The following is a 23,062-nucleotide window of genomic DNA, read 5'->3' on the forward strand; positions in this document are numbered from 1 at the left end:
GACCCCAACTTTAAGAGCGCTCAATCCCCAAAAACTAGCTATGCAATTCGCTCCTCTTTATCCCCTGATTCATCGGGTTTTAAAGCCCAGATTTCCCGACTGTCTCTGGGCCGGATGTCAAGAAACGCCTAAAATTGCCCTGACATTTGACGATGGCCCCTACCCCCAGCACACGTCTGCTCTGCTAGAGGTTTTACAGCGACATCAAATCTCAGCGAGTTTTTTTTGCCTGGGGGTGTGCGTCGATCGCGCTCCTCACCTCGCTCAGGCGATCTATGAAGAGGGGCACTGGCTCGGACTGCACGGCTACGATCATCGGTCTTTTGCAGCAATGCAGCCCTCCGAACTCAAACAAGAATTAGAGAAAACCCAGAGAGCCATCACACAAGCCTGTCAAATTTCTTCTGACAAGCTGATTGATGTTCGCCCGCCCAATGGCTTGTTTACGCCCAAAACTATTCGTCGGTTGACCGAGTGGGGCTATCGACCCGTCATGTGGAGCGTGGTGCCAGAAGACTGGGTGCATCCTGGCGTTTCGACTGTGGTGCAACGGGTGCTGACTCAGGCGCAAAATGGCTCGGTGATTGTACTTCATGATGGATACTTTGGCGGACGAGACGTGGCGGAGACGGTCGATCGCTTGATTCCAGCATTGAGAGAGCAGGGCTATCAGTTTGCGACTATTAACGATTTGTGGTGCGCTGCATTGCCTCGATAATTCTTTGCCCCACGTTGTTTGCAGCGTCCTTGATCGCAGCTTGAAATCTTGGAAGATCTCCCCTAACTCCCCCTAAAAGAAGAAAAAAGTCAGTCGATCGCTTTATCTCAAGTCAATACTTCAGGGGGTGACACTCTATCAATTCCCTGCCTTTTGAAGCGGGATAGACGCTAACGGCCGACTAAAAATGTTGATTTGCGATCGACTGAACCTGTAATTTTGGTTAGCGGCTCAAACCCCGGCTAGAAGAGTCTGCCTTTACAAAGCCTTTACAAAATAGAGGAGCACCTTAATCTGTAAAGGTCAGTTTTGTTTTCATAGGTACAAATCGATTCGTCAGGCTTATCTAATCCATGACCCTAGGACATATTTTTTGATGAATTGAAATCTGGTTCATCAAAACTTCTAATCGCATATCGCCCACCCGGTTACAGCTTGTATACTTCCAAGAATGGAGACCTGACGGCATTGAGTAGGATGAAATGATTAAGGCGGATCATTTTTCCACCACAGAAGTTCAAAAAGATCATCTAACTTAATGAATAGGCTGGATCAAACTTATGAAACTGGGCTAACGTTACATTAAGAGCCGTAAATTCACAGTTTCGCGATCGTTAAGTTGATGTGGGGGTGGTACTTGAGCGAGACTTAATACACAGGCAGAACTTCCTGCTGAAGCACCTGGAAACAGCGATTATGCCCATTAATCTTTGTCTCCTTGCAGGAACCTTAGTCCCATTGGCACCTGCCTTCTTGTCACTGCAACAGCGTGGAGCAAGTAAGATTTGAATCCGTTATTCTCTCAACTTTGCAGATGAAGCAACAGAAAAAGGGTGCAACTTTTGTGAGAAAAGCTACAATCGGGGAGACATTTAAAACACTTGACAATAGCGAACTGTGCATCGGTGCCTCTACCCAGCAACAGATATTTGGTTGGGGAAGCAGTGTACCTCCACTTTCTCATGGTCAACAAAATGGGTTGCTCAAAGCTACGTCCCCGCGTACCTTGCAACCAGTCAAAGCAGGGAACAACTGACAGCCTTACCGCAGTTAGAATTGAACGACTATCGTTCTCCAATGCTTAATTTTTTCCACTTTCACTATCTAAGGAGCATGAGGAACGCGGCATGACCCAGGCCAACGACGTACTCGAAGCACTCGGCATCACTAGTCCTTCTGATGAAGCCCTCGACACCGAGGTTGAGCTTTATGACCTAGAAGACGACTCTGACGACTCTGACGCGCAAGCTGATGATGACGGTAAGTCAGGCAAGGCCCAGACCGCCCGCCGACGAGCGCAAGCCAAGAAAAAGCACTACACCGAAGACTCAATTCGACTGTATTTGCAGGAAATTGGTCGGATTCGCCTCCTTCGGGCTGACGAAGAAATTGAACTCGCGCGCAAAATCGCAGATCTGCTAGAACTCGAAAGAATTAGAGTTCGGCTGGCTGAAAAGTTGAACCGTGATCCTCAAGATAAAGAATGGGCTGTGGAGGTGAACATGCCTCTGACTGCCTTCAGACATCGCTTGCATCTGGGTCGTCGGGCCAAAGATAAGATGGTGCAGTCTAACCTGCGATTGGTGGTGTCGATCGCCAAGAAGTATATGAACCGGGGTCTGTCCTTCCAGGATTTGATTCAAGAAGGCAGTCTGGGGCTAATTCGGGCGGCTGAAAAGTTTGACCACGAAAAGGGCTACAAGTTCTCAACCTACGCCACCTGGTGGATTCGTCAGGCGATCACCAGAGCGATCGCAGACCAGTCTCGGACGATTCGCCTTCCGGTTCACTTGTACGAAACCATTTCTCGCATCAAGAAGACGACCAAGCTGCTGTCTCAAGAAATGGGTCGCAAGCCGACAGAAGAAGAGATTGCAACTCGCATGGAGATGACGATCGAGAAGCTGCGGTTCATCGCCAAGTCTGCTCAGTTGCCGATTTCGTTGGAAACGCCGATCGGGAAGGAAGAAGATTCTCGTTTGGGTGATTTCATCGAGTCAGACGGCGAAACTCCTGAAGATCAAGTGTCCAAAAATCTGCTGCGCGAAGATTTGGAAGGCGTTTTGGCAACCCTCAGCCCTCGCGAGAAAGATGTGCTGAGATTGCGCTACGGTCTGGATGACGGTCGCATGAAGACGCTAGAAGAAATCGGACAAATCTTCAATGTGACTCGTGAGCGGATTCGCCAAATAGAGGCCAAAGCCCTCCGTAAGTTGCGTCACCCCAACCGCAACAGCGTTTTGAAGGAATACATCCGATAATTTTCAGTTCACAAATTTGAGAGATCCAGTGGCGACAAAACTACTGGATCTTTTATTTTTGGAAGATCCTGGATAGTGAAAAAAGTAAAGATTGAGCAGTTCATGACAATCGAACAACCTACAGAGATTATTCTTCAGTTTTATCAGGCTGACGATCGCAACCTTGACTCTCATTTTAAGGATGATGAAGAATCAAATTGCGGAGCCTTTGATTTCGAGATTCTTAGGTTAGCAATTAGGGCATTGCTTCAATATTATTTGTTTGAGTCAAGATAGTGTGAATGAGTCTAATTTCCGTCAAACGCTCTGATGCATAGCTTGAAGATGCCATAACAAACCAACCTAGCCTTACAGAGTAAGCGATTTGGGCACGTACTTTGGAGTCTATCTCTGAAAATCCAAGCTGTAGAAACAAATTCTGGAGATAATCTAATCGCTGTTTGTCAACGCGCGCGATCGCTGCTGCCGCCTTAACATCGTTGAATGACCAAACTCGGACAGCCTTTTCTAAGAAATTATTGTCTTCGGCAGCAACCTCCAACAAACTCAATAACTTGGCGTTAGGAGAACTGTTTAAGCCATCAATCTGCTCGATAATGCTTTTGGTATTACGAGCTTCCCACTCATGCAATATTTCTTCCAAGAGGTCGTCCCGGTTTTTAAAGTGCCAATAAAAACTGCCTCTGGTCACATTTAATAATTTGGCTAAAGGATCAACCCGAACTGCCTCAATCCCTTTTTCTATGAGGGTTTGGATACCGATCGTCAGCCAGTCTTGCCGACCTAGTTTTGATCCAGTCTCTTTTTCCATACAGTAGTGTATTGACACTCTCTAATGAGGTTGCTACAGTTCTACCATACACGACTGCATGGTAAATCAAAAGAGGAAAAACATAATGACCCAAACTGAACAAAATAAGTCGATCGCGCTACGCTTCGCTCAAGATGGGTGGGGCACAAAGCCTAATTGGACAAGAACCTGGGATGAATTAGTGAGTGTGAACGTTGTGCATTATTTCAACAGTGCAGCAGAACCAATCGTCGGATTAGAAGCAAACAAAGTATTCAACAAGACTCTCTTTCAAGGATTTCCTGATATTCATCACACGATGGAAGATGTGATTGCTGAAGGCGACAAAATTGTCTATCGCACGACTATCCAGGGAACCCACACAGGCATGTTTTTGGGAACTCCGCCAACAGGTAAATCTGTCAAAGTTAACGATTTCACTTTGCTTCGGATTGCTGACGGGAAGATTGTGGAGTGGTGGTACGAGTGCAATTTGCTGGAAGTGATGCAGCAGCTTGGGCTTATGCCAGCCTAGATTCAGGTAGTTGCCAGTCAGCTAACAACTCTGCTGGAGCGGAGTTATTAGCTAATTGGCTCGTAGGGGCTACTTGCAGTCCCTCAGCAGGAACGGTTGGGCAACTCTAACCTGACCACTATGGCCATAAAAAAACGGGCCCTTCGTGAGAAGAACCCGATCAACTAGCTTTTAAGGTTGACCAAAACTTAACTGAAAGGAAACCTACATCAGACCTAGGAAGCGAAGCACACCTTCGTGAGAGAAATATTCAGTGATGAGAGCAGCGACGAAACCGATCATGGCAAACCGACCATTCCAAAGCTCTGCTTGGGGAGTGAAACCAAATTTCCAAGCATTGCGGTCTTCGACAACGGGAGCAGTTACTTTGTTTGTAGTCATGACTGTTACTCTTGAACGCATTAGCTTTCTCTAATGTAAAGCAATATTACAGAAAGTGTCAAAGTATTAACTCCAAATCTCTGAAGTCTGTGATAAGTTTCTCTTATATATGACGAGATGTACGGGGTTTTCAGCTTCTCTGGCATATGCCGCTATCATGGGAACTATTGATTGATATTTGTAACAAATCATCAATGATTGTATCCTCCTCCAGTTTAACCAAGCTCAAAGACTCGCTGATAGAGAAACTCTTCTTTGGTCACGAACCCTCAACCGAGCTGATCGCAATCCTGCTGGTCTACTTTGTACAAGGAATCGTTGGATTGTCGCGTCTGGCAGTCAGCTTTTTCTTGAAAGACGAGTTGGGGCTGAGTCCAGCGGATGTATCTGCCCTGTTGGGGATTGTCGCCCTGCCCTGGATGATCAAGCCGCTGTTTGGCTTTGTCTCGGATGGGTTGCCCATTTTTGGCTATAGACGGCGGCCTTATCTGGTGCTATCGGGCTTTTTGGGCGCAGCTTCCTGGGTTGCATTGGCGACGATCGTTCACTCCCCCTTAGCGGCCACCTTGACGATCGCGCTTGGCTCCATGTCGATCGCCATTAGTGATGTAATTGTCGATTCTTTGGTGGTCGAACGGGCGCGAAATGAATCGGTCAGTGGGGCAGGATCGCTGCAAGCCCTTTGTTGGGGGTCGTCTGCGGTGGGGGGCTTGATGACTGCGTACTTTAGTGGTGCGTTGTTACAACAGTTCGACACGCGGACGGTGTTTGCGATTACGGCGACCTTTCCGCTGATTGTATCGGCGGTAGCCTGGCTGATTGCCGAAGATCCCGTTAGTGAGAAGCCAGATTGGGCGATCGTTCGGAATCAATTGGGGCAACTCAAACAGGCCGTCACTCAAAAAGCGATCTGGATGCCAACGGTTTTTCTCTTTCTCTGGCAGGCGACTCCCACAGCAGAATCAGCCTTTTTCTACTTCTCGACGAATGAGTTGGGATTTGAGCCTGAGTTTTTGGGACGAGTTCGGTTAGTGACGAGTGTGGCAGCCTTGATGGGAATTTGGCTCTATCAGCGCTTTTTGAAGGCCGTTCCATTTAGAAAGATTTTTGGCTGGTCGATCGTCCTTTCTTCTGTCCTGGGAATGACGATGTTGCTGCTGGTGACCCATGCCAATCGAACGATCGGAATCGACGATCGCTGGTTTAGTCTGGGTGACAGTTTGGTGTTGACGGCTCTGGGACAGATTGCCTACATGCCTGTGCTGGTTTTGGCAGCGAGACTCTGCCCTCTGGGAGTAGAAGCGACACTGTTTGCTTTGTTAATGTCAGTCGTGAATCTAGCGGGGTTGGTTTCCTACGAGTTTGGTGCAGTGTTGACTCACTGGCTGGGCGTGAATGAGTCAAACTTTGACAAGCTCTGGGTGTTGGTGGTGATCACCAATCTAACGACGCTGTTGCCGCTGCCGTTTTTGGGGTGGTTGCCTGCGGCGAACGACGAACTGAGCGAATCGACTCAAGCTACTCTCGCGATCGACTCCGATCCGTCGGCCTCCAAGCATTTGGCACAGCCATTTCTGCCGGATTTGGTTTCAGAGTTGTCGCGCCCCTTGGCGGGTAAGTCGAAGAGACCAAGGGCTGTCGAGGAAACGATAGAATAGATTGTAGATTGCTTGTTTGATACGTCGGTAAAAAGAATTTAAACGCGAAGGGTTATGCAAGGGTTTCAACTTTACGAACACGCTTCTACTATTCCAATTACGTCCTACAACACAGAAGAGTGGCAAAAGGGCTATCGCTCTCTAGAACAGGAATATGATTACTGGATTGATGACATAGAAGGCGAAATTCCACCTGAGTTAGAAGGAACGCTCTATCGCAATGGCCCCGGCTTATTGGATGTCAATGGAGAGCGAATTCAGCATCCGTTTGATGGAGATGGAATGATTTGCGCGATCGCTTTCAGAAACGGTCGGGCACACTTTCGCAATCGCTTTGTTCGCACTGAGGGATACGTTGCTGAACAGAAAGCCGGAAAGATTTTGCACAGAGGTGTGTTTGGCACCCAAAAGCCTGGGGGCTGGCTGGCAAACATTTTTGATACCAAGATTAAAAACATTGCGAATACTCAAATCCTTTACTGGGGCGGCAAACTACTCGCCCTGTGGGAAGCCGCAGAACCGCATCGACTCGACCCGCGATCGCTCGAAACCCTGGGGCTAGAGTTCTTTGACGGTGCCATTCAACCCGGTGGATCGTTCGCAGCACATCCCTGGATTGATCCGTCTTCACAGTTTGACAACGGCGCACCCTGTTTGGTGAATTTCTCGATCAAAGCGGGACTGTCTTTCACGATCAATATTTACGAATTGGATGTCGAAGGTCAAGTGGTGCGTCGTCATGACTACCCGGTGCCGGGATTTGCCTTCATTCATGACTTTGCAATCACGCCCAACTACTGCATCTTTTTCCAAAATCCGGTTAAGTTCAATCCGCTGCCGTTTTTGATGGGGACGCGATCGGCGGGGGAATGTATTCAATTTCAACCTGACCAGCCGACTAAGGTGATTTTGATTCCTCGCGATACGACATCTCGCCCCAAACCGATCGTTCTCGAAACGCAGTCTGGGTTTGTTTTTCACCACGCCAACGCTTACGAGCAGGGCGACGAAATTATTATCGATTCTGTTTGCTACGACAATTTGCCCTCTGTTGAACCGGGTGCTGACTATCGGGAAACCAAGTTTGAAGCGCTCGCCCCTGGTCAGTTGTGGCGGTTTCGCATGAATTCAGAGACGAAAGAAGTTCAGCGTCAGCTATTAGAATCTCGCTGCTGTGAATTTCCGTTTGTGCATCCGGCAAAAGCAGGACGTAAACATCGCTATGCCTATCTAGGAGCGGCTCACCCATCAGAAGGCAATGCGCCCCTTCAAGCCATTCTCAAAGTAGATGTCGAATCGAACAATCGTCAACTCTGGAGCGCTGCGCCCAATGGCTATGTGGGAGAACCTGTCTTTGTGCCGCGTGGAACTGCCAACTCGTCAGGACTTTACACCGAACTTCAAGGCGATGAAGATGACGGCTGGTTATTCACAATGGTTTATGACAGCGAACACGATCGTACCGATGTTGTCATTCTCGATGCCAAAGACCTAGAAAAAGGCGCGATCGCTCGTCTCCATCTCAAACACCACGTTCCCTACGGACTACACGGCAGCTTCACGCCAAATTATTTTGAGTCTTAAAGAATGGATGTCTGAAAACTGTCAGTTCTCTAGCTCAAACACTGACATGGTGAAAATACCAGAAGTCCGGCTCGGCAATCGGTTTGACCTGATCTGCTATGCGGTCTAATTTGGATAAAGTCAAGAGATTGTGAACTAAAGCACATGAGGGTATAATTTCCTCAAAGGAAAGTATCTACTCAAAAGCTAAAATGGTGGGAGAGTCCATCCAGGTTTTTTTCTCCTACGCTCATCGAGATGAGGGTTTAAGGGATGAACTGGCGAGTCATCTTGCAGGTTTGAAGAGGCAAGGTGTGATTTCAGCTTGGCACGATCGTCAGATTGGAGCAGGAACGGAGTGGGCGAATCAAATTGACGAGAACCTGGGCACAGCGGACATTATTTTGCTGCTAGTTAGCAGTGCTTTTATCAACTCCAATTACTGTTGGGGCATTGAACTTAAACGAGCAATGCAGCGTCATGAAGCAAAGGAAGCTTGTGTCATTCCAATTATCCTGCGGCCCGTTGATTGGCAGAATGCTCCATTTAGCAAGCTTCAAGCTCTTCCAAAAAATGCAAAGCCAATTACAACTTGGGACAACTTGGATGAAGCTTTTTATGATGTTGCTCAAGGAATTCGGGCAATTGTTGAAAGACTCATTGAAGAACGTAATGAGAATCAACAACAAAACAGAAATCAAGCTCAAGTCAAAGATGGACAGATGAGATTAAAGCGACTTGAACAAAATATTTCTGACATTGAGCGTCAGATGATTGGTGATCTGTCCCCTGACTATAAGAAGGTTTTGGATTGGCTCACGAATAGAAAGCTTTTAGCTCAAAAAGTAGGTCAGCAAATCATCGCCCGAAAGAGTGAATTGAGCGAACTAGAAATGTCTATGATCGAGCAGTTTTACTGGGAAATTGAGAAATATTTAGAGTTGCTTTACTACAGTTTTTATTCTGAAAGTCGCACTTTACTCACTGAACCTCCATTTTCTCCATCGTTACCAATTAGCGCTTACAGTTCAGCATTCACATTGATTAAAGACAGAATTCCTGAAGAAATTTCTAGAGAAGTTGCCACAGAAGTCAGAGAACGCTTTGACTATCTAATCCGTCGGCTCTCCTAGAAATCTCGCCTTTACCCGCCTAACTGCCTTTCAATTTCGTTAATTTTCTGCTGTAACTGTCTAATACGATGCTCTAGGGTTAACTTTTCCTTCACGTATTGATCCAGTTTTTTAAGCAATCTATCCTTAGACATGTGAAGAACCTTAACTAGCAGTTTTCATTCACCTGTACTGGTTGGATTCAAAACATCCGGAGCTAGTAATAGAAGTGGCGTAATGAATTCAGCCTTTATCCTTACTTTGCTCTGGCTGTACACTATTCTGAGCTTGTCGAAGCTGTAGTTCTTCCTGTTGCTTTTCAACAACAAGTTGATTCAACTTCTCGCATAGTTCTACTTTTGAGGATGGCTTTGATTCTTCAGAGTTAGACATGATAGATAGCAATTCTTTTTAGAGTCAACTATCTAAATTTCACAGACGCAATCAGACAACCCGGAAATTTCCGGAGAACACTTGAAAACATGACAATTTCATTTAAGAACAAATCTTAGAATTCAGAGATCAAACATATTCCAAATTTGCTCTACTTTATCCAAAGGCTAGAAAGCCAAAGTGAAGGCAGTTCTGGTGTCTCAAATCCACCTTTGACTTTTTGCAATCCTGGTTTGTAAGCCGAAGCTCCCAAAAGTTTGAGCGATCAGTTGCTCTTCCAATAGGCTTTAGAAGCCTTCTACTTTCAAATAGATAAAGTTGAGTTAATTGCTTGGACTGGGTGAATTTTTGGGGGTCGGGGAACTGGTCGGGCTGGACGATGCGCCGGGGCTAGAGATGGGCGAACTGGTCGAAGTTGGAGTGGGTGAACTGGTCGGACTTGCAGTGGGAGACGGGGAAGCGATCGGAGTCGGACTGGCTTTTGGCTTCTCTTTGAGTTGCTTCCATTCGGCGATCGGTCGGTCAACAGCACTTTGAAACTCGATCGGCACCAGCAGCACGTTCAAATCCTGATCCGGTTTTGCAGGAGGATCGACCAGGGCGTAGAGAAAACTGCGGTTAAAATTGGGCTTGCCGAGGAGCAGGCGATGAGTTTTTTGGTTACCAAGTCTAATCTCGATCGTGGAAGCAGCAGGTTCCAATCCAAATTCTGACTTGCGAGTGACAGGCGTGGGAAGGGTACGATCGCTCCGACTCGTCGCTATCAAATTCAGCAAAAAGGCAACCGATCCAGCATCCGCAAGGGTCTTCTCTGGTGCGGTCATTTGCCAAGATGTCCCCTTCTGACTGACAGGAATTTTCTCAAAACTGAACGTCTGCTTTGACGTTTGAATGGTGAAAGCCTGAACGTCTTCTTCTTTGAAGGCAAAAATAGGGCTGGATTCAGATTGAGTTTCGGTTGACGGAGGCTCTTTTTTGAGTTCGTAAAAGTAGACAAAACCACCCAATACCAGGGCGCTAAACAGCAGAATTAAAGGCGTTTTTTGAAATTTCATAGCAAAATTACGAGGGCAATAGCGCCATGATCTCATCCACAAAAACTTGATGATCAAGGACAGGCTTGGAAATGTAGCCGTCTGCGCCGCTTTGCTGGAGAAATTTTTCGCGATCGCCATCCATCGCATGAGCCGTCAGCAAAATCACAGGTAGGTCAGAGGTTTGCGGATCGTTCTTCAACATTTGAGTGATTTGAATGCCGTCCACCATTCTGCCCTGATAGAGACTGCGCGACAGCGACACATCCATCAAAATCAAATCCGCCGATCGCGCCTGGGCAATCTGCAACACTTCCTCAACATTCTCAGTAAATTTGACCGCCAACCCGCCCCGTCTTTTAAGAACGGCAGAAAAAACCCGTACATTTCCTGGATCATCGTCCACAATCAAAACTGTTGCCATCTGGCTGTTCTCCGTACTTTTGGCGACTGACCCAACCAAAATATATAAAGTTGGACTTGCTAAAATGAAAATAAAGTAGTACGAGTGTATCTACATAGCCCTGCGTTTGCACCCCTCATGAACTCACCCACCCGGCAACAGTGCCACAATCTGATCGACAAACGCCTGGTGATCGACCACTGGCTTCGAGATGTAGCCGTCTGCGCCACTTTGCTGAAGGAAGGTTTCGCGATCGCCCTCCATCGCGTGGGCTGTGACCAAAATGATCGGCAGCGTCGAAGTTTGGCGATCGGCCTTCAGCAGTTGGGTGAGTTGAATGCCATTCATCGATTTGCCCTGGTAAACACTGCGCGACAGCGACACATCCATCAAAATAATATCCGCTTCTCCCGCCTGGGCAATCTGAATCACCTCTTCCACATCTTCGGTATGCTTGACCGCCAACCCGCCCCGCTTCGTCAAAATTTTGGAGAAAACACGAGCATTGATCAAATCATCCTCCACAATTAAAACGGTTTTCATACGCGAATTCCTCTTTGGGAGTCAGACGAAAAAATTACTCGATAGGTTGCGTTGTCGCTCAACAGGGATAAGACCTTTAAGGGTGCAAGCATGGTAAGTGTGATTACACTGAAGTTAGAACAAAGATTTGTAACGTTCGGAACGAAGGGACAAGGCTCATGGCGCGACGGATAGACACGACTCAGTTAAACATTCTCCCAACAGGACAGGTTATCACGACTGCCCTACATACGGAGATGCAACAATCGTATCTGGAATACGCCATGAGCGTGATTGTGGGTCGAGCGTTGCCCGATGTGCGGGATGGTCTCAAGCCAGTTCATCGTCGGATTTTATACGCAATGCATGAGTTGGGGCTAGTCCCCGATCGCCCTTACCGTAAATGTGCGCGGGTAGTGGGGGATGTGTTGGGTAAGTACCATCCTCACGGGGATCAATCTGTTTATGATGCCCTGGTGCGTCTGGTGCAGGACTTTTCGAGTCGTTATCCTTTACTGGGAGGTCACGGAAATTTTGGCTCGGTCGATAATGATCCTCCGGCGGCGATGCGGTATACCGAGACGAGGCTGGCCCCGATCGGCAACGAAGCTTTGCTCACCGAAATCGGAGAAGCCACCGTCGAATTTATCGGCAACTTTGACAATTCACAACAAGAACCGACCGTTCTCCCCGCACAGTTACCCATTCTCCTGCTCAACGGCAGTTCCGGAATTGCGGTGGGAATGGCCACGAATATTCCGCCTCACAATCTGGGCGAAGTGGTGGACGGGCTGATCGCGCTGATCGATAATCCTGACCTCTCGGATGAGAAATTATTTGCGCTGATTCCGGCTCCCGACTTTCCAACGGGGGGCGAAATTATTAGTACCGAAGGGGTACGAGATGCCTACACCACTGGTCGAGGCAGCATTCCGGTGCGAGGCGTGACCAGCATCGAAGAAGTGAATGTGGGTCGCGGCAAGCAAAAACGCACGGCGATTATTATTAGCGAACTGCCCTTTCAAGTGAATAAGGCCGCCCTGATCGAGAAGATTGCTGAACTGGTCAACCAGGGAAAAATCGACGGGATTGGGGATCTGCGGGATGAAAGCGATCGCGATGGTATCCGAGTCGTAATCGAGTTGCGGCGAGATGCAAATCCTCAAAAAGTTCTGAATGCGCTGCATCGACAAACTGCCCTGCAAAGCAATTTTGGCGTAATTTTGCTGGCTTTGAGCAACGGTCAGCCCAAACAACTGACCCTGAGAGAACTGCTCCAAGAATTCCTCAGCTTTAGAGAATCGACGCTGACTCGCCGTTATCGACACGAGTTAGACCAGGCAGAAAATCAAAGTCACGTCGTCGAAGGTCGGCTGAAAGCCTTGTCTAATTTGGACGTGGTGATCGACATTCTTCGCAATGCGCCCGATGGCAGTACCGCAAAACTTCAGCTTCAAGAACGGTTGGATCTGAGCGATCGTCAGTCTGATGCGATTCTCTCGATGCCGTTGCGCCGATTGACTGCGATGGAGCGCCAAAGTCTGCAAACCGAATTTGATGAACTGACCGTGCAGATGAAGGAGTTGCGGAAATTATTGGGCGATCGCCGCGAACTGCTCAAGGCGTTGAAGAAAGATCTGCGCGCTCTGCGAAAAAAATATGCCGACGATCGCCGCACCAAAATTCTCACAGGAGAACAGCCCGTCAGCCTAGAAGAGTCAACACCGGATGCTCAACGCTCAAAACCCAAAGCTCAGAATGATTTTTCGTTAGCGATCGAACTCGAAGAAGCCCAAGAAACAGTCGTCGAAATCACACAGCGGGGATACGTGCGGCGATACTCTCCCAAAGCCTACGACAAACAGAGCCGAGGTCGAAACGATCACAGTGCGACAAATGGTTTAGAGGACGGTGAAGACTTTGGTGTGCAAACGCAATATACAACAACCAATGAAACGCTAGTTGTGATGACGCGCAACGGAAAAGCGTATCCGGTAAAAGTGTCTGAGATTCCTCAAGCGTCGGGTAGATCGCGCGGCACTCCTTTAGTGACGTTGCTTCCAAACTCGGCTCAAGGGGAACCAGACTCGATCGCAGGCAGCTTTATTTTGCCCGAAAGTTTGGACGATCAGTTTCTCTTATTGCTGACGCAACAGGGACGAATCAAACGATTGGCGCTGACCGAATTTGCAGACCTGACAGGTCGCGGTTTAACAGCGCTCAAACTCAAAGATGATGACCAACTACAACTGGCAAGCTTAACGCAGATTGGTGAACAGGTAATTTTGGCCACGTCGAGCGGTCGAGTGCTGCGCTTTGAAGTGAATGATCTACAGCTTCCGATCGCCACTCGCACGTCCCAGGGCAGTTCTGGAATGCGGGTCAGCAAAAAAGAAAAGATTGTTGGCTGGGCGATCGCGCTGTTAGAAGATACATTCCTAATGGTGTCTGAGCAGGGGTATGTCAAGCAAATGCCTGTTCGTGCGCTGCGTCGGGCCAATCCTGGCGAACTCGGTACACAGGTCTTCTCGTTTACCAATCGCACAGATGCACTCGCAGGAATCGTAGCAGCGTTGCCCGAAGCGTTGGTGTTTCTATTGACGAATGAGAATCATCTGGCGCGCATTGATGTCGATGAGATTGAAGTGAAGGGCAAAGACGAGAAGGGCGATCGCTTGGTCAAACTTGACAAAACAGAGCGAATTATCAGCGTCAGTTTGCCAATTCTACTGAGCGATCAGATGGAGGATGAGTGACCTGAATTCGCAATTATGGTAGCCAAAGCCTATCTTTGTGCAACTGGTAAAATTGGTTGAGTGTGCAAAGGCAGGCTGATAGCTGCGAAGTTATTCACCAGGTTGAGGCGGGCGTTGCTGATTGAAGGGATGAATGTGTGGGAGTTGTTAATCTTTTCGCCCCCTAAATCCCCCAAAATTGGAGGAGTTTGAACATTTAGTTCCCCTTTGCATTTGGGCAATTCATCCCATGATTCAGCAACGCCTTGAGGAGTTATGCAGGAAGTCGGTTCATCGTTCATGAATTTTTTCCTGTCGTAGGCAAGATGTGTGAGGAAACGATCGCACGATAGGTATGAGGAGCAACATTTCAGTAGAAACTGGAACCTTGCACAAGTCCCCTCTTTGTTAGTTCATGAAACTTTCTCTGCCTGCTTTTCTGCCTCGTCTCCCGGCTCAGGTCTGGATTTTGGCCCTCGGTCGTCTGCTGTCTCAAGTTGGAACAGGATTTACGCTGTTCTACGCCCCCATTTTTTTCGTCAATCAGGTCGGATTGTCTGCCACACAGGTCGGACTGGGCATCGGGAGTGCTTCGATTTCTGGCGTGATCGGACGGGCGCTGGGTGGCTCATTCGCGGATTCTGCTTTTTGGGGAAGAAGACGAACACTGTTGTTGTCGGCGGTGATTTCGGCGATCGCCTCCTTTAATCTGGCGTTTGCCAACAGTTTCCCCGCTTTCGTGATCGGCAATCTGCTCATGGGGATGGGCATGGGACTATATTGGCCCGCCACCGAAGCCGTTGTTGCTGACTTGACCACGCCGGATCAACGCAACGAAGCCTACTCGATTACGCGCTTATCAGATGCGCTGGGCTTAGGACTGGGCGTGGTTTTTGGCGGTCTGGTAATCAGTACAACCGGAGTCTATCGATCGCTCTTTATCGTGGATGGCATTTCATTTTTAGTCTTCTTTGCTGTCATCTATCGCTCAATTGCCGAAACCAATCCGTCTCACGAAAAACAATCTACTCAATCGGGTTGGAAAACGGCTCTAAGCGATCGTCGCCTGCTGATCTACGCGATCGTCAACATCATGTTTACCAGCTATATTGTGCAAGTTGACAGCACGGCTCCACTTTACTTCACCAATTTTTTGCGGATGGGTGATGCTCAAAAAGGATTTGCCCCCGCCACCATCAGCGCGTTGTTTGCCTGGTATCTAGTCTTTTCTGTGGTGTGCCAACTTCCGATCGCCCGCTTTCTTAATCGGTTGCGTCGTCCCCAAGTGTTGATGCTGTCTGCCTTGATCTGGGGGTTAGGATTTTTTCTTATTAGCATTACAGGCAGCGCTTCTAGCTTTCACCTCATTTGGGCGGTCTTAGCGTTGAGCGTGTTGGCGATCGCAACTGTTACGTACACCCCGGTCGCGTCTGCCCTCGTCGTCGAACTCGCTCCCGAATCGCTGCGCGGCGTTTATCTAGGTGTCAATTCTCAATGTTGGGCGATCGGCTACTTTATCGGGCCGCCTCTAGGGGGTTGGGCATTGGATCAGTCTCCTACCGTGGCCAATCATTTTTGGCTGTTCCTGTCCCTAAGTGTTATCCTCGCTATCTGGATCTTGCAGGTCTTCGATCGCTTACTCAAAAAGGCAAATCAACCCGGCTAATTTCAGCAGCCAACTTCCACCCAAAAAATCAGAACGATCGCCCCTCACCCACCCATCAAGCAATTCTTTCCTCCCTCCTCCCTCCTCCCTCCTCCCCCTTCCCTCCTCCCTCCGAAGCCGATCGCCATGTTCAAAAGCCGCCTTCTCCTCAGTTTCATCGCCCTGGTGGTCAGCTTTTGTCTCAGTTTGCTGACCGGGAGGGACTTTGGTCGAGCCGTTTCCACGGGACTGATTACCCTGGTTGCCAGTCTGGTTGGGGCGGCGGTGTCAGAACGTCGTTACCAGCGTCTCTTTCAGCAGCGGGCCGAGGAATTGATGATGCACATCCGCAGTTTGCAGCGGCGACGAGCAGAGACTTATGACGAACTGACGGTTTTGATGGAGGAACGCGATCGTCTTGCCACCCTTCCTCCTCCCCAAGCGGCAAATTCAGCGTTACCATCCTGGCAGCCTCCGCGCGTCAGTTGGAATCTTGCCGCCCCTCAAACTCAGACAAAATCGCCGCAAAATCCAGCTTTTGGCCTGCAAACCAAAATTCAGCAGCTTGAAACTCAGGAGGCAGCGTTAAATCGTTCTCTCGCGGCCACGCTAACCGCCAAACAGCGCGCCGAACTCAGCCTCACCACCACTCAAGCAGAACTCAACCAGACCCAGGCACAAATTCTAGAGCAAAGAAATCTCAAAGAACAGATTCTGCAAGACATCCACCACTTAACGACCCAAAAACAACAGTTTGAAGCAGATTTATCAAAACTCCGCCCCCAACTACAAGAACTAGAGCGCTATCGATCGGAGCTTAACCAATTTCTCAGCGCCGCCGAACCCAAACGTCAACAGGTCGAAACCGGATCAAAATCGTTGCAGACGGCGATCGAGCAGCTACAGCTACAAATTTCTTCGCTCCACGTTGAGTTAAGCCAGCTAGAAACCCAAATTCTCGATCGCCGCAGCGAAAAAGACTCGCTTGACCAGGCGATCGCCCTTCTGCAAAACGAACTCAACGCAAAATCCTCGCCGCTCAAGCCATCCTCTTCTCGCCTGCGGTCTGCTGCACCGCCTGACGAATGGACACAGATGATTACCGGGCTTCCAGAGTTTGAGTTTCAAGCATTGAGAGCGATCGCCGAGCAAACCAATCCCAATCCTGCTTTAAAGAAAATTGCCGAAGCCAATCTGACCATGCCCGAACTGCTGATCGACTCGATTAACGAACGGGCTTTGGATACGATCGGCGACATGATTCTCGAACCTGGATCAGGCTCAACCCTGCCGACGATCGCCCAGGAATATCTCAAAACTGTTCAGACGCTCATCATCGCCCGCATCGCCAAGCGATAGAAACTTTAGTTATTCTTTCGCAATTTGCGCTTGAGTACGGCTCCCGTTCCTAATGCACCGATCGCCAACAGACCGATCGCCGGATTCGACTCCGGGACTGATTGAACGGGAGGATTTGGATTTTTAGTGCTGTTGGCCCGCAGCAGCCAGTTTCCCTCAAATTTACTAATCGTGTTTAGGGGAAACGAACCGTCAAAGTTGGGTTGAGGAGGAGTACCCGGAAGAGGAAAACGGCTATTAAAGCCAAGCCACGATTGACCCTTTAGAACAGTTGTATCAAACGCTGCTGGAAACTGCCCCGCAACCTGATTGGGAAGCAGTGCGCCAATAAAGAAACGCCCTTTCACCTGCGTGGGTCGGTCAAAGTCGATCGTGTCAAAGACATCTGTCCCCAATGCCTTCGCGGTTGTCTCGACTTGAGTCAGCAGATTCAGCGTTTCTGTCGCCTCGTCAAATTGATATAGAGACAGTTTGGCGGGTTGAGCATCAATGCTGACTAGTGGCTGACCGAGACAAGGATTTACAGCGGGCATCCCCCAAGAGATCGAGACTGATTTAATCCAATCTCCGTTTGGCTCAGTATTAAACTCATTGAGCCACGTTAGGTCGCCTAACACTTGGCCCGACGTTACTGAGGCACAATCGTTTAACCCAATGGTGCCATCAGTGGTGCCGTCATCGACTTGATAAACAGGATTCACAATGACTGCGTTGGCAGTGGCAGTCGTAACGATCGTAATGACAGCAGCCCCAATGGTTGCCAGCGCAGGTTTAAATTGCTTGAGCATGAGGCTTCCCTCGGCGAAAGTGCGATATAAATTCAGGAACTAATCGGTATGGAAAAAGACTCCGACGGTGAAGTCAAACGGTCTGGAGAAGCTTTATAAAACTTTCACCCGTATTACTTAGTCATTACTACTCAAACTTTGACGACATCCCCGGATAAAATGCTCCCTGTTTGCGGGTTTTAACTGAGATGTTTTACCCAGCGAGTTGAAAAAGTAAAGATGATTGAATGATCGAGTCTCCAATCCCCTGAGTTGATTCCAAACACCCTGAAGTGTTGGCGCACAAGATTGCTTCTTCTGTCTGCTACAAGATAGTTTTAATTTATTGAAAGTGTAAGTGGTACCCGGAAAAGTTTATGAGGAAATCGTAAATCTATGGATTTTTAATGAATTTCTCTAAAGTTTTTGTGAAACTCCTGATAAGTCAGTAATGCCGCTATTGTTAGTTTTTTGGAATAATGCTGTAGCAAAAATTAGCAGCATAGACAGACAATTCATTTAGTTTTTTCCGCCTTTCATTGATTGCTTTTTTATCTATTTAACGCTTAATCACCTAACGCGATCGCTCCGCTTTTCCGCATTGATCAGTCTCCGTCGATCGCAAGTCAATATTTTTGGTGAGTTACTGGCTGTCGGCTCCCCCTAGCTTCTCTTAAAAAGGGCGAAACCCGAATTCAAAGCTAATCTTGGAGATTGAGAGACACTAAGATGCGGCGTTTCCAGAACATAAAGCCACTTAGCAATTTACTGACTTTTCTCTCTTTTTAAGAGAGGTTAAACAAGGATCTCCAAATTTCTCAGGGTGCGATCGAGGACACTTCAAACGATCAAGATGCGACGATCCCTTAAATAGCGTCACTTTGCGATCTGGTTAGTCTGTTGCAACGGACGATCGCGATTAAAATAACAGGCGAGTGATACGCTAGTGGCGACTCAGCTTCACGTTCTGATCTTTTTCTAAACATCCTATGGCACCGCTCAAATCAAAACGAGTCTCGACTGCTCTAATGAATGCATTGGGCGCAGGCGTTGTGCCACGATTGGGACTCGACCAAATCGCCGTAGGGCGAGAAAAAGAACTGGCAACCCTTCAGCAGGATCTAGACAACATTGCCGCTGGAGGAGCCGCCTTTCGGTTTGTGATCGGTCGCTATGGGGCAGGAAAAAGCTTTACGCTGCAATTGTTGAGAAGTAGTGCCATCGAGCAGGGGTTTGTCGTAGCAGACGCAGATATTACGCCCGATCGTCGCCTCTCTGGAGGAAATGGAGCCAGCATCGCCACCTATCGAGAGTTGATGCACAATTTAGCAACCAAGAGCCGTCCGGATGGTGGGGCGCTGTCCACAATTTTAGAACGCTGGATTGCCGCCATTCAAACTCAGGTGGCTCAGAAGACAGGGTTGAAGCCAAACGACCAGGGCTTTGATGCTCACGTAGAAGCCAAAATTCGAGAAGTGACGCAGGATGTCGCCGACCTGGTAAATGGATTTGAATTTGCCAACGTGATCATCGCTTACTGGTCAGGCTATCGCAACGATGACGACACCCGAAAGGAATCGGCCCTACGCTGGCTTCGAGGAGAATTTTCAACCAAAACAGAATCTAAGGCGGCGCTGGGGGTGCGGGTGATCATTGATGATGAAACCTGGTACGACTACATCAAGCTGCTGGCGCGATTTGTAGCGGACATTGGCTACAAGGGATTGATCATCGTTTTAGATGAGGTGATTCACTTATTTAAGATTACGACGACGGTTTCGCGGCAAAATAACTATGACAAGCTGTTGGCGATGTTTAACGACACCATGCAGGGGCGCGTCGGACATCTGGGAATCTTGATCGGCGGCACTCCTCAGTTTCTAGAAGACCCGCGACGAGGACTATATAGCGACCCGGCTTGGCAACGACGCACCGCAGAAAGTCGGCTAACTCACCAATCTGGTCTGGTCGATACGATCGCTCCCGTAATTCGTCTAGAACCGCTGACACGATCGCAAATATTACAACTGCTCCAGCGACTCACCGAGCTTCATAAAACTCACTACAACTACGCTAAAGGAATGTCCACCCAGGATTTACAGGAATTCTTAAAAGTGATGGGCGATCGCATCGGAGCCGATAAACTGATCACACCCGGCGAGATTGTCCGCGACTTTATGACCGTCTTGAATCTGCTGTATCAAAATCCTCACCTGTCGATCGCTCAACTCCTCCAAAGCACCCAGTTTCAATCGGTCAAGCCCAAACTGCCCCAAGCCGACCCCCAAGGAGAATTTGCCGAGTTCACTGTTTAGCGCGCCGCAAAAACCAACTATCGTAATAGCAACAGACTGACGGAACGCTTCATTTTCCCATCGTCCCTCTTTCTCTTTGCGCTATGCGGCCTCTTCTCTCTTCCTCGTTCGTGCGGCTTCTTCAGCCCAAGCAGCTTGCGATCTTTGAGGCCTGTCTGATTGGATTGATTTCGGGTCTGGCGGCAGTTTCGCTCAAACAAGGAGTCGCCTGGATTAGCGGCTGGCGGTTACAAATTGCCCATGAGTATCCGGTCTGGGTGGTGCTGCCTGCGATCGGGCTTTTGGGCAGTTTGTTCGCAGGCTTGCTGATCGAACGGGCAGCCCCCGAAGCGTCAGGAAGTGGCATTCCTCAAGTCAAAGCGGCCCTGGGTTACGCTCCGGTTGCGCTCAATGCACGGGTGGCGCTGGTCAAACTTCTCAGCACGCTTTTGTCACTAGGATCAGGACTCACGCTGGGACGACAAGGGCCCACAGTGCAAATCGGAGCGGCGATCGCAGCCCAACTCAGCATTTGGGTGCCCACGTCTCCCGACCATCGACGACAACTCATGGCCGCAGGCGCAGCCGCCGGATTAGCCGCCGGATTTAATGCACCGATCGCAGGCGTTCTCTTTGTGGTCGAAGAACTGCTGCAAGATGTATCTGGGCTGACTTTGGGGACGGCAATCTTAGCCTCATTTATCGGGGCTGTGGTGTCTCGATTGCTCGGCGGACAAGGGCTGAATGTCAATGCAAGTGGGCTGATTGAGTACACCAATTTTGCGGTAGCAGAAATTCCCATTTTCATGGTGTTGGGCGTTTTGGCGGGGCTGTTGGGGGCGCTGTTTAGTCGAGGAATTTTGTTGAGTTTGGCGCTCAATCGGCAACTGATGCCCGTCGGACTGCCTTTGAGAGTCGCCTGTGCGGGGTTAATTTCTGGGACAGTTGTGGCTTTGTTGCCTGCTGCGATGCGAGACAACGCCAGTCTGCAAGAAGTGTGGCTGACCAGCGAACTGGGCTGGAAGATGACCGCCGTGATTTTTGTGATGAAGTTTATTCTGACGCTGGTGGCGTTTGGGTCGGGTGCGCCAGGGGGACTGTTTGCTCCATCGCTGATTCTCGGATCGGCGCTCGGCTATCTAGTCAGTACGGCGGCTCAAACTTTGCAAGCGGTGTCAGGACTTCCTCTGGGACTGGGGGTGGGAGATGGATTGGTGACAACCTGTGCGCTGGCGGGCATGGGAGCCTTTTTTAGTGCGGTGACGAGAGGGCCCATTACGGCGATCGTGATCGTCTTTGAGATGACCACCGATTTCAATCTCGTTTTGCCTCTGATGATCGGGTCTGTCACTGCTTATCTGGTGGCCGAAAGCATTTATGGCGGCTCGATCTACAAACATCTGCTCGATTGGAATGGGATCAGCTTGCAAAAAAGTGAAGCGATCGACCATCGATTATCCGGTCTGACAGCAGCCGACATTATGCAGCGTCGGGTTGAGACGTTATCCAGTCAAATCAGTTTAGACGAAGCGATTCAGGCATTCTCACGATCGCACCATCGAGGCTTTCCGGTTGTGGATGACGGCAAACTCGTCGGGATTGTCACCCAAACCGATCTCGCCAACATTCACGAACGGCAAGTCGGCGATCAGCTTCTCGAAACGGTGATGACTCCGCAGCCTGTAACGGTGACTCCAATTGACCCGTTGACGCAGGTTCTCTATCTGCTGAATCGCTATAAAATTAGCCGCTTGCCCGTCGTCGATCGCCGCAAACTAATCGGGATCATCACCCGCGCCGACATCATTCGAGCCGAATCCGACAAACTCAGCGGCACGACCCAACAGACTGGCCCACAACCAGAACCCTCCTACGTGGTGTATCAAACCCGTTCTCCGGCGATCGGTCGGGGTCGATTGTTGGTGCCGATCGCCAATCCTCAGACCGCAGAATCTTTATTACAAATGGCGGCGGCGATTGCTCACGATCGTCACTACGAGTTGGAATGTCTGCAAGTAATTCTCGTGCCCCGCTATCAAGCCCCTGCGGAAACTTCTGTTTCTACAACCATCAGTCGTCGCTTGCTCAAACACGCTTCTCGGCTGGGCGAAAAGTGGCAAATTCCCGTTCACACTCAGGTTCGGGTGACACATGACATTGCCCACACGATTTTAGAAGTGATCAAAGAGCGCCATATTGATCTGATCATCATGGGCTGGAAAGGGCTTACGACAACTCCCGGTCGTGTCTTTGGTAACGTCGTCGATACGATGATTCGGCAAGCTAGTTGTGATGTCATCTTGATCAAATTTGGCAGTGGAGAATACAGAGGGAGTCATCAAAAACTGAAGAACTTCCCCTGCGATCGCTGGCTTGTTCCCACAGCGGGCGGCCCCAATTCTCGTCAAGCGATTCGTCTGTTGCCTGCGTTGACTCAGTTAGCTCACCGTCCCGAAATTTGTCTGTGTCAGGTGCATTACCCCGATCGCAATCTGCCCGATGCGGCGGCGCTCGATGATGCGATGACTTACTTAGGCACTCGCTTAAATTGTCCGGTTGCGCTGACTGCGGTTTGTGCCAATTCGGTGTCTGAAGCGGTGATCGACCTGGCCCAAAAAGATCAGTGCGATGTGATCGTTTTGGGTGCCACTCGCGAAGGACTGCTGCAACAAGCGATTAACGGCAACATTCCCGAAGAGATTGCTCGACGCTGTGACTGTACGGTGATTTTGGTGAGAGGAGCGATCGGGTGAGGGGTTGTCTTCGACACGCTTTGCGAGAGGGGTGAGATTCTCGTTGGGTCAAGCCAGAAATCTGTCGGTTCGGTGATTTTGTGGAGGGGATGAGCATATTTTTGGGGTTGCGAGAGCGAGTTCAATTGAGCAGGGTTTC

At 49.2% G+C, this 23,062-nt stretch carries 18 protein-coding genes; 11 read left to right on the top strand and 7 right to left on the bottom strand.

Features of this window, described 5'->3' with window-relative positions; genetic code table 11:
* Positions 1-40 precede the first annotated feature (40 nt).
* Both ACJ2PR_RS19710 and rpoD read left to right on the top strand, forming a co-directional pair.
* Positions 41-718, top strand: a complete 678-nt coding sequence (locus tag ACJ2PR_RS19710) for a polysaccharide deacetylase family protein (RefSeq protein ID WP_446878241.1) — start codon at positions 41-43, stop codon at positions 716-718.
* 1,127 nt (positions 719-1,845) lie between these two features.
* On the top strand, positions 1,846-2,979 hold the full coding sequence (gene rpoD / locus ACJ2PR_RS19715) for an RNA polymerase sigma factor RpoD (protein ID WP_446861558.1): 1,134 nt from the start codon (positions 1,846-1,848) through the stop codon (positions 2,977-2,979).
* A gap of 235 nt (positions 2,980-3,214) precedes the next feature.
* Here the strand turns inward: rpoD and ACJ2PR_RS19720 are convergent, their stop codons facing one another.
* On the bottom strand, positions 3,215-3,790 hold the full coding sequence (locus ACJ2PR_RS19720) for a TetR/AcrR family transcriptional regulator (protein ID WP_446878242.1): 576 nt from the start codon (positions 3,788-3,790) through the stop codon (positions 3,215-3,217).
* 85 nt (positions 3,791-3,875) lie between these two features.
* Between ACJ2PR_RS19720 and ACJ2PR_RS19725 the strand changes: the two genes are divergently transcribed.
* Entirely contained in the window at positions 3,876-4,304 is a 429-nt protein-coding gene (locus ACJ2PR_RS19725; protein ID WP_446878243.1) for an ester cyclase, read from the top strand.
* A 204-nt stretch (positions 4,305-4,508) separates the two neighbouring features.
* On the opposite strand, the gene ACJ2PR_RS19730 is transcribed toward ACJ2PR_RS19725, so the two are convergent.
* A complete protein-coding gene (locus ACJ2PR_RS19730; RefSeq protein WP_446861560.1) occupies positions 4,509-4,685 on the bottom strand; it encodes a chlorophyll a/b-binding protein in 177 nt (58 codons plus the stop codon).
* Between the two features lie 194 nt (positions 4,686-4,879).
* Here ACJ2PR_RS19730 and ACJ2PR_RS19735 point away from each other — a divergent pair, with 194 nt between their 5' ends.
* From ACJ2PR_RS19735 to ACJ2PR_RS19745, 3 genes are all read left to right on the top strand, one after another.
* Positions 4,880-6,343, top strand: a complete 1,464-nt coding sequence (locus tag ACJ2PR_RS19735; protein ID WP_446878244.1) for a folate/biopterin family MFS transporter — start codon at positions 4,880-4,882, stop codon at positions 6,341-6,343.
* A gap of 54 nt (positions 6,344-6,397) precedes the next feature.
* A complete protein-coding gene (locus tag ACJ2PR_RS19740) occupies positions 6,398-7,927 on the top strand; it encodes a carotenoid oxygenase family protein (RefSeq protein ID WP_446878245.1) in 1,530 nt (509 codons plus the stop codon).
* Positions 7,928-8,118: 191 nt separating this feature from the next.
* Positions 8,119-9,039: a TIR domain-containing protein gene (locus ACJ2PR_RS19745; RefSeq protein WP_446878246.1), complete on the top strand. Its 921-nt coding sequence runs from the start codon at positions 8,119-8,121 to the stop codon at positions 9,037-9,039.
* A gap of 695 nt (positions 9,040-9,734) precedes the next feature.
* On the opposite strand, the gene ACJ2PR_RS19750 is transcribed toward ACJ2PR_RS19745, so the two are convergent.
* From ACJ2PR_RS19750 to ACJ2PR_RS19760, 3 genes are all read right to left on the bottom strand, one after another.
* The gene (locus ACJ2PR_RS19750; RefSeq protein ID WP_446878247.1) at positions 9,735-10,466 is read right to left on the bottom strand and encodes a DUF4340 domain-containing protein; all 732 of its coding nucleotides are present in this window, start codon (positions 10,464-10,466) and stop codon (positions 9,735-9,737) included.
* 7 nt (positions 10,467-10,473) lie between these two features.
* The gene (locus ACJ2PR_RS19755; protein ID WP_446861565.1) at positions 10,474-10,869 is read right to left on the bottom strand and encodes a response regulator; all 396 of its coding nucleotides are present in this window, start codon (positions 10,867-10,869) and stop codon (positions 10,474-10,476) included.
* 123 nt (positions 10,870-10,992) lie between these two features.
* On the bottom strand, positions 10,993-11,391 hold the full coding sequence (locus ACJ2PR_RS19760) for a response regulator (protein ID WP_446861566.1): 399 nt from the start codon (positions 11,389-11,391) through the stop codon (positions 10,993-10,995).
* Between the two features lie 158 nt (positions 11,392-11,549).
* Here ACJ2PR_RS19760 and gyrA point away from each other — a divergent pair, with 158 nt between their 5' ends.
* On the top strand, positions 11,550-14,126 hold the full coding sequence (gene gyrA / locus ACJ2PR_RS19765; RefSeq protein WP_446878248.1) for a DNA gyrase subunit A: 2,577 nt from the start codon (positions 11,550-11,552) through the stop codon (positions 14,124-14,126).
* Positions 14,127-14,155: 29 nt separating this feature from the next.
* Here gyrA and ACJ2PR_RS19770 read toward each other — a convergent pair whose 3' ends face one another.
* The gene (locus ACJ2PR_RS19770; RefSeq protein WP_446878249.1) at positions 14,156-14,407 is read right to left on the bottom strand and encodes a hypothetical protein; all 252 of its coding nucleotides are present in this window, start codon (positions 14,405-14,407) and stop codon (positions 14,156-14,158) included.
* Positions 14,408-14,520: 113 nt separating this feature from the next.
* On the opposite strand from ACJ2PR_RS19770, the gene ACJ2PR_RS19775 reads away from it, so the two are divergent.
* Both ACJ2PR_RS19775 and ACJ2PR_RS19780 read left to right on the top strand, forming a co-directional pair.
* On the top strand, positions 14,521-15,771 hold the full coding sequence (locus ACJ2PR_RS19775; protein ID WP_446878250.1) for an MFS transporter: 1,251 nt from the start codon (positions 14,521-14,523) through the stop codon (positions 15,769-15,771).
* Between the two features lie 126 nt (positions 15,772-15,897).
* Positions 15,898-17,109 (top strand): tellurite resistance TerB C-terminal domain-containing protein, encoded by a 1,212-nt coding sequence (locus tag ACJ2PR_RS19780; protein ID WP_446878251.1) that lies wholly within the window; start codon positions 15,898-15,900, stop codon positions 17,107-17,109.
* 5 nt (positions 17,110-17,114) lie between these two features.
* Here the strand turns inward: ACJ2PR_RS19780 and ACJ2PR_RS19785 are convergent, their stop codons facing one another.
* The gene (locus ACJ2PR_RS19785; protein WP_446878252.1) at positions 17,115-17,897 is read right to left on the bottom strand and encodes a hypothetical protein; all 783 of its coding nucleotides are present in this window, start codon (positions 17,895-17,897) and stop codon (positions 17,115-17,117) included.
* 968 nt (positions 17,898-18,865) lie between these two features.
* Between ACJ2PR_RS19785 and ACJ2PR_RS19790 the strand changes: the two genes are divergently transcribed.
* Both ACJ2PR_RS19790 and ACJ2PR_RS19795 read left to right on the top strand, forming a co-directional pair.
* Positions 18,866-20,191: an ATP-binding protein gene (locus ACJ2PR_RS19790; protein WP_446878253.1), complete on the top strand. Its 1,326-nt coding sequence runs from the start codon at positions 18,866-18,868 to the stop codon at positions 20,189-20,191.
* 83 nt (positions 20,192-20,274) lie between these two features.
* Positions 20,275-22,923 carry a chloride channel protein gene (locus tag ACJ2PR_RS19795; RefSeq protein WP_446878254.1) on the top strand — a complete coding sequence of 883 codons (2,649 nt, stop codon included), beginning with the start codon at positions 20,275-20,277 and terminating at the stop codon, positions 22,921-22,923.
* Positions 22,924-23,062: the final 139 nt, after the last annotated feature.

This window comes from Phormidesmis sp. 146-33 (assembly GCF_052939515.1).

Coding starts and splice junctions, on each gene's coding strand:
- rpoD (WP_446861558.1), top strand. CDS start 1,846: ATGACCCAGGCCAACGACGTACTCGAAGCACTCGGCATCACTAGTCCT.
- ACJ2PR_RS19795 (WP_446878254.1), top strand. CDS start 20,275: ATGCGGCCTCTTCTCTCTTCCTCGTTCGTGCGGCTTCTTCAGCCCAAG.
- ACJ2PR_RS19725 (WP_446878243.1), top strand. CDS start 3,876: ATGACCCAAACTGAACAAAATAAGTCGATCGCGCTACGCTTCGCTCAA.
- ACJ2PR_RS19755 (WP_446861565.1), bottom strand. CDS start 10,869: ATGGCAACAGTTTTGATTGTGGACGATGATCCAGGAAATGTACGGGTT.
- ACJ2PR_RS19745 (WP_446878246.1), top strand. CDS start 8,119: ATGGTGGGAGAGTCCATCCAGGTTTTTTTCTCCTACGCTCATCGAGAT.
- ACJ2PR_RS19720 (WP_446878242.1), bottom strand. CDS start 3,790: ATGGAAAAAGAGACTGGATCAAAACTAGGTCGGCAAGACTGGCTGACG.
- ACJ2PR_RS19785 (WP_446878252.1), bottom strand. CDS start 17,897: ATGCTCAAGCAATTTAAACCTGCGCTGGCAACCATTGGGGCTGCTGTC.
- ACJ2PR_RS19775 (WP_446878250.1), top strand. CDS start 14,521: ATGAAACTTTCTCTGCCTGCTTTTCTGCCTCGTCTCCCGGCTCAGGTC.
- ACJ2PR_RS19770 (WP_446878249.1), bottom strand. CDS start 14,407: ATGAACGATGAACCGACTTCCTGCATAACTCCTCAAGGCGTTGCTGAA.
- gyrA (WP_446878248.1), top strand. CDS start 11,550: ATGGCGCGACGGATAGACACGACTCAGTTAAACATTCTCCCAACAGGA.
- ACJ2PR_RS19760 (WP_446861566.1), bottom strand. CDS start 11,391: ATGAAAACCGTTTTAATTGTGGAGGATGATTTGATCAATGCTCGTGTT.
- ACJ2PR_RS19750 (WP_446878247.1), bottom strand. CDS start 10,466: ATGAAATTTCAAAAAACGCCTTTAATTCTGCTGTTTAGCGCCCTGGTA.
- ACJ2PR_RS19780 (WP_446878251.1), top strand. CDS start 15,898: ATGTTCAAAAGCCGCCTTCTCCTCAGTTTCATCGCCCTGGTGGTCAGC.
- ACJ2PR_RS19730 (WP_446861560.1), bottom strand. CDS start 4,685: ATGACTACAAACAAAGTAACTGCTCCCGTTGTCGAAGACCGCAATGCT.
- ACJ2PR_RS19740 (WP_446878245.1), top strand. CDS start 6,398: ATGCAAGGGTTTCAACTTTACGAACACGCTTCTACTATTCCAATTACG.
- ACJ2PR_RS19735 (WP_446878244.1), top strand. CDS start 4,880: ATGATTGTATCCTCCTCCAGTTTAACCAAGCTCAAAGACTCGCTGATA.
- ACJ2PR_RS19790 (WP_446878253.1), top strand. CDS start 18,866: ATGGCACCGCTCAAATCAAAACGAGTCTCGACTGCTCTAATGAATGCA.
- ACJ2PR_RS19710 (WP_446878241.1), top strand. CDS start 41: ATGCAATTCGCTCCTCTTTATCCCCTGATTCATCGGGTTTTAAAGCCC.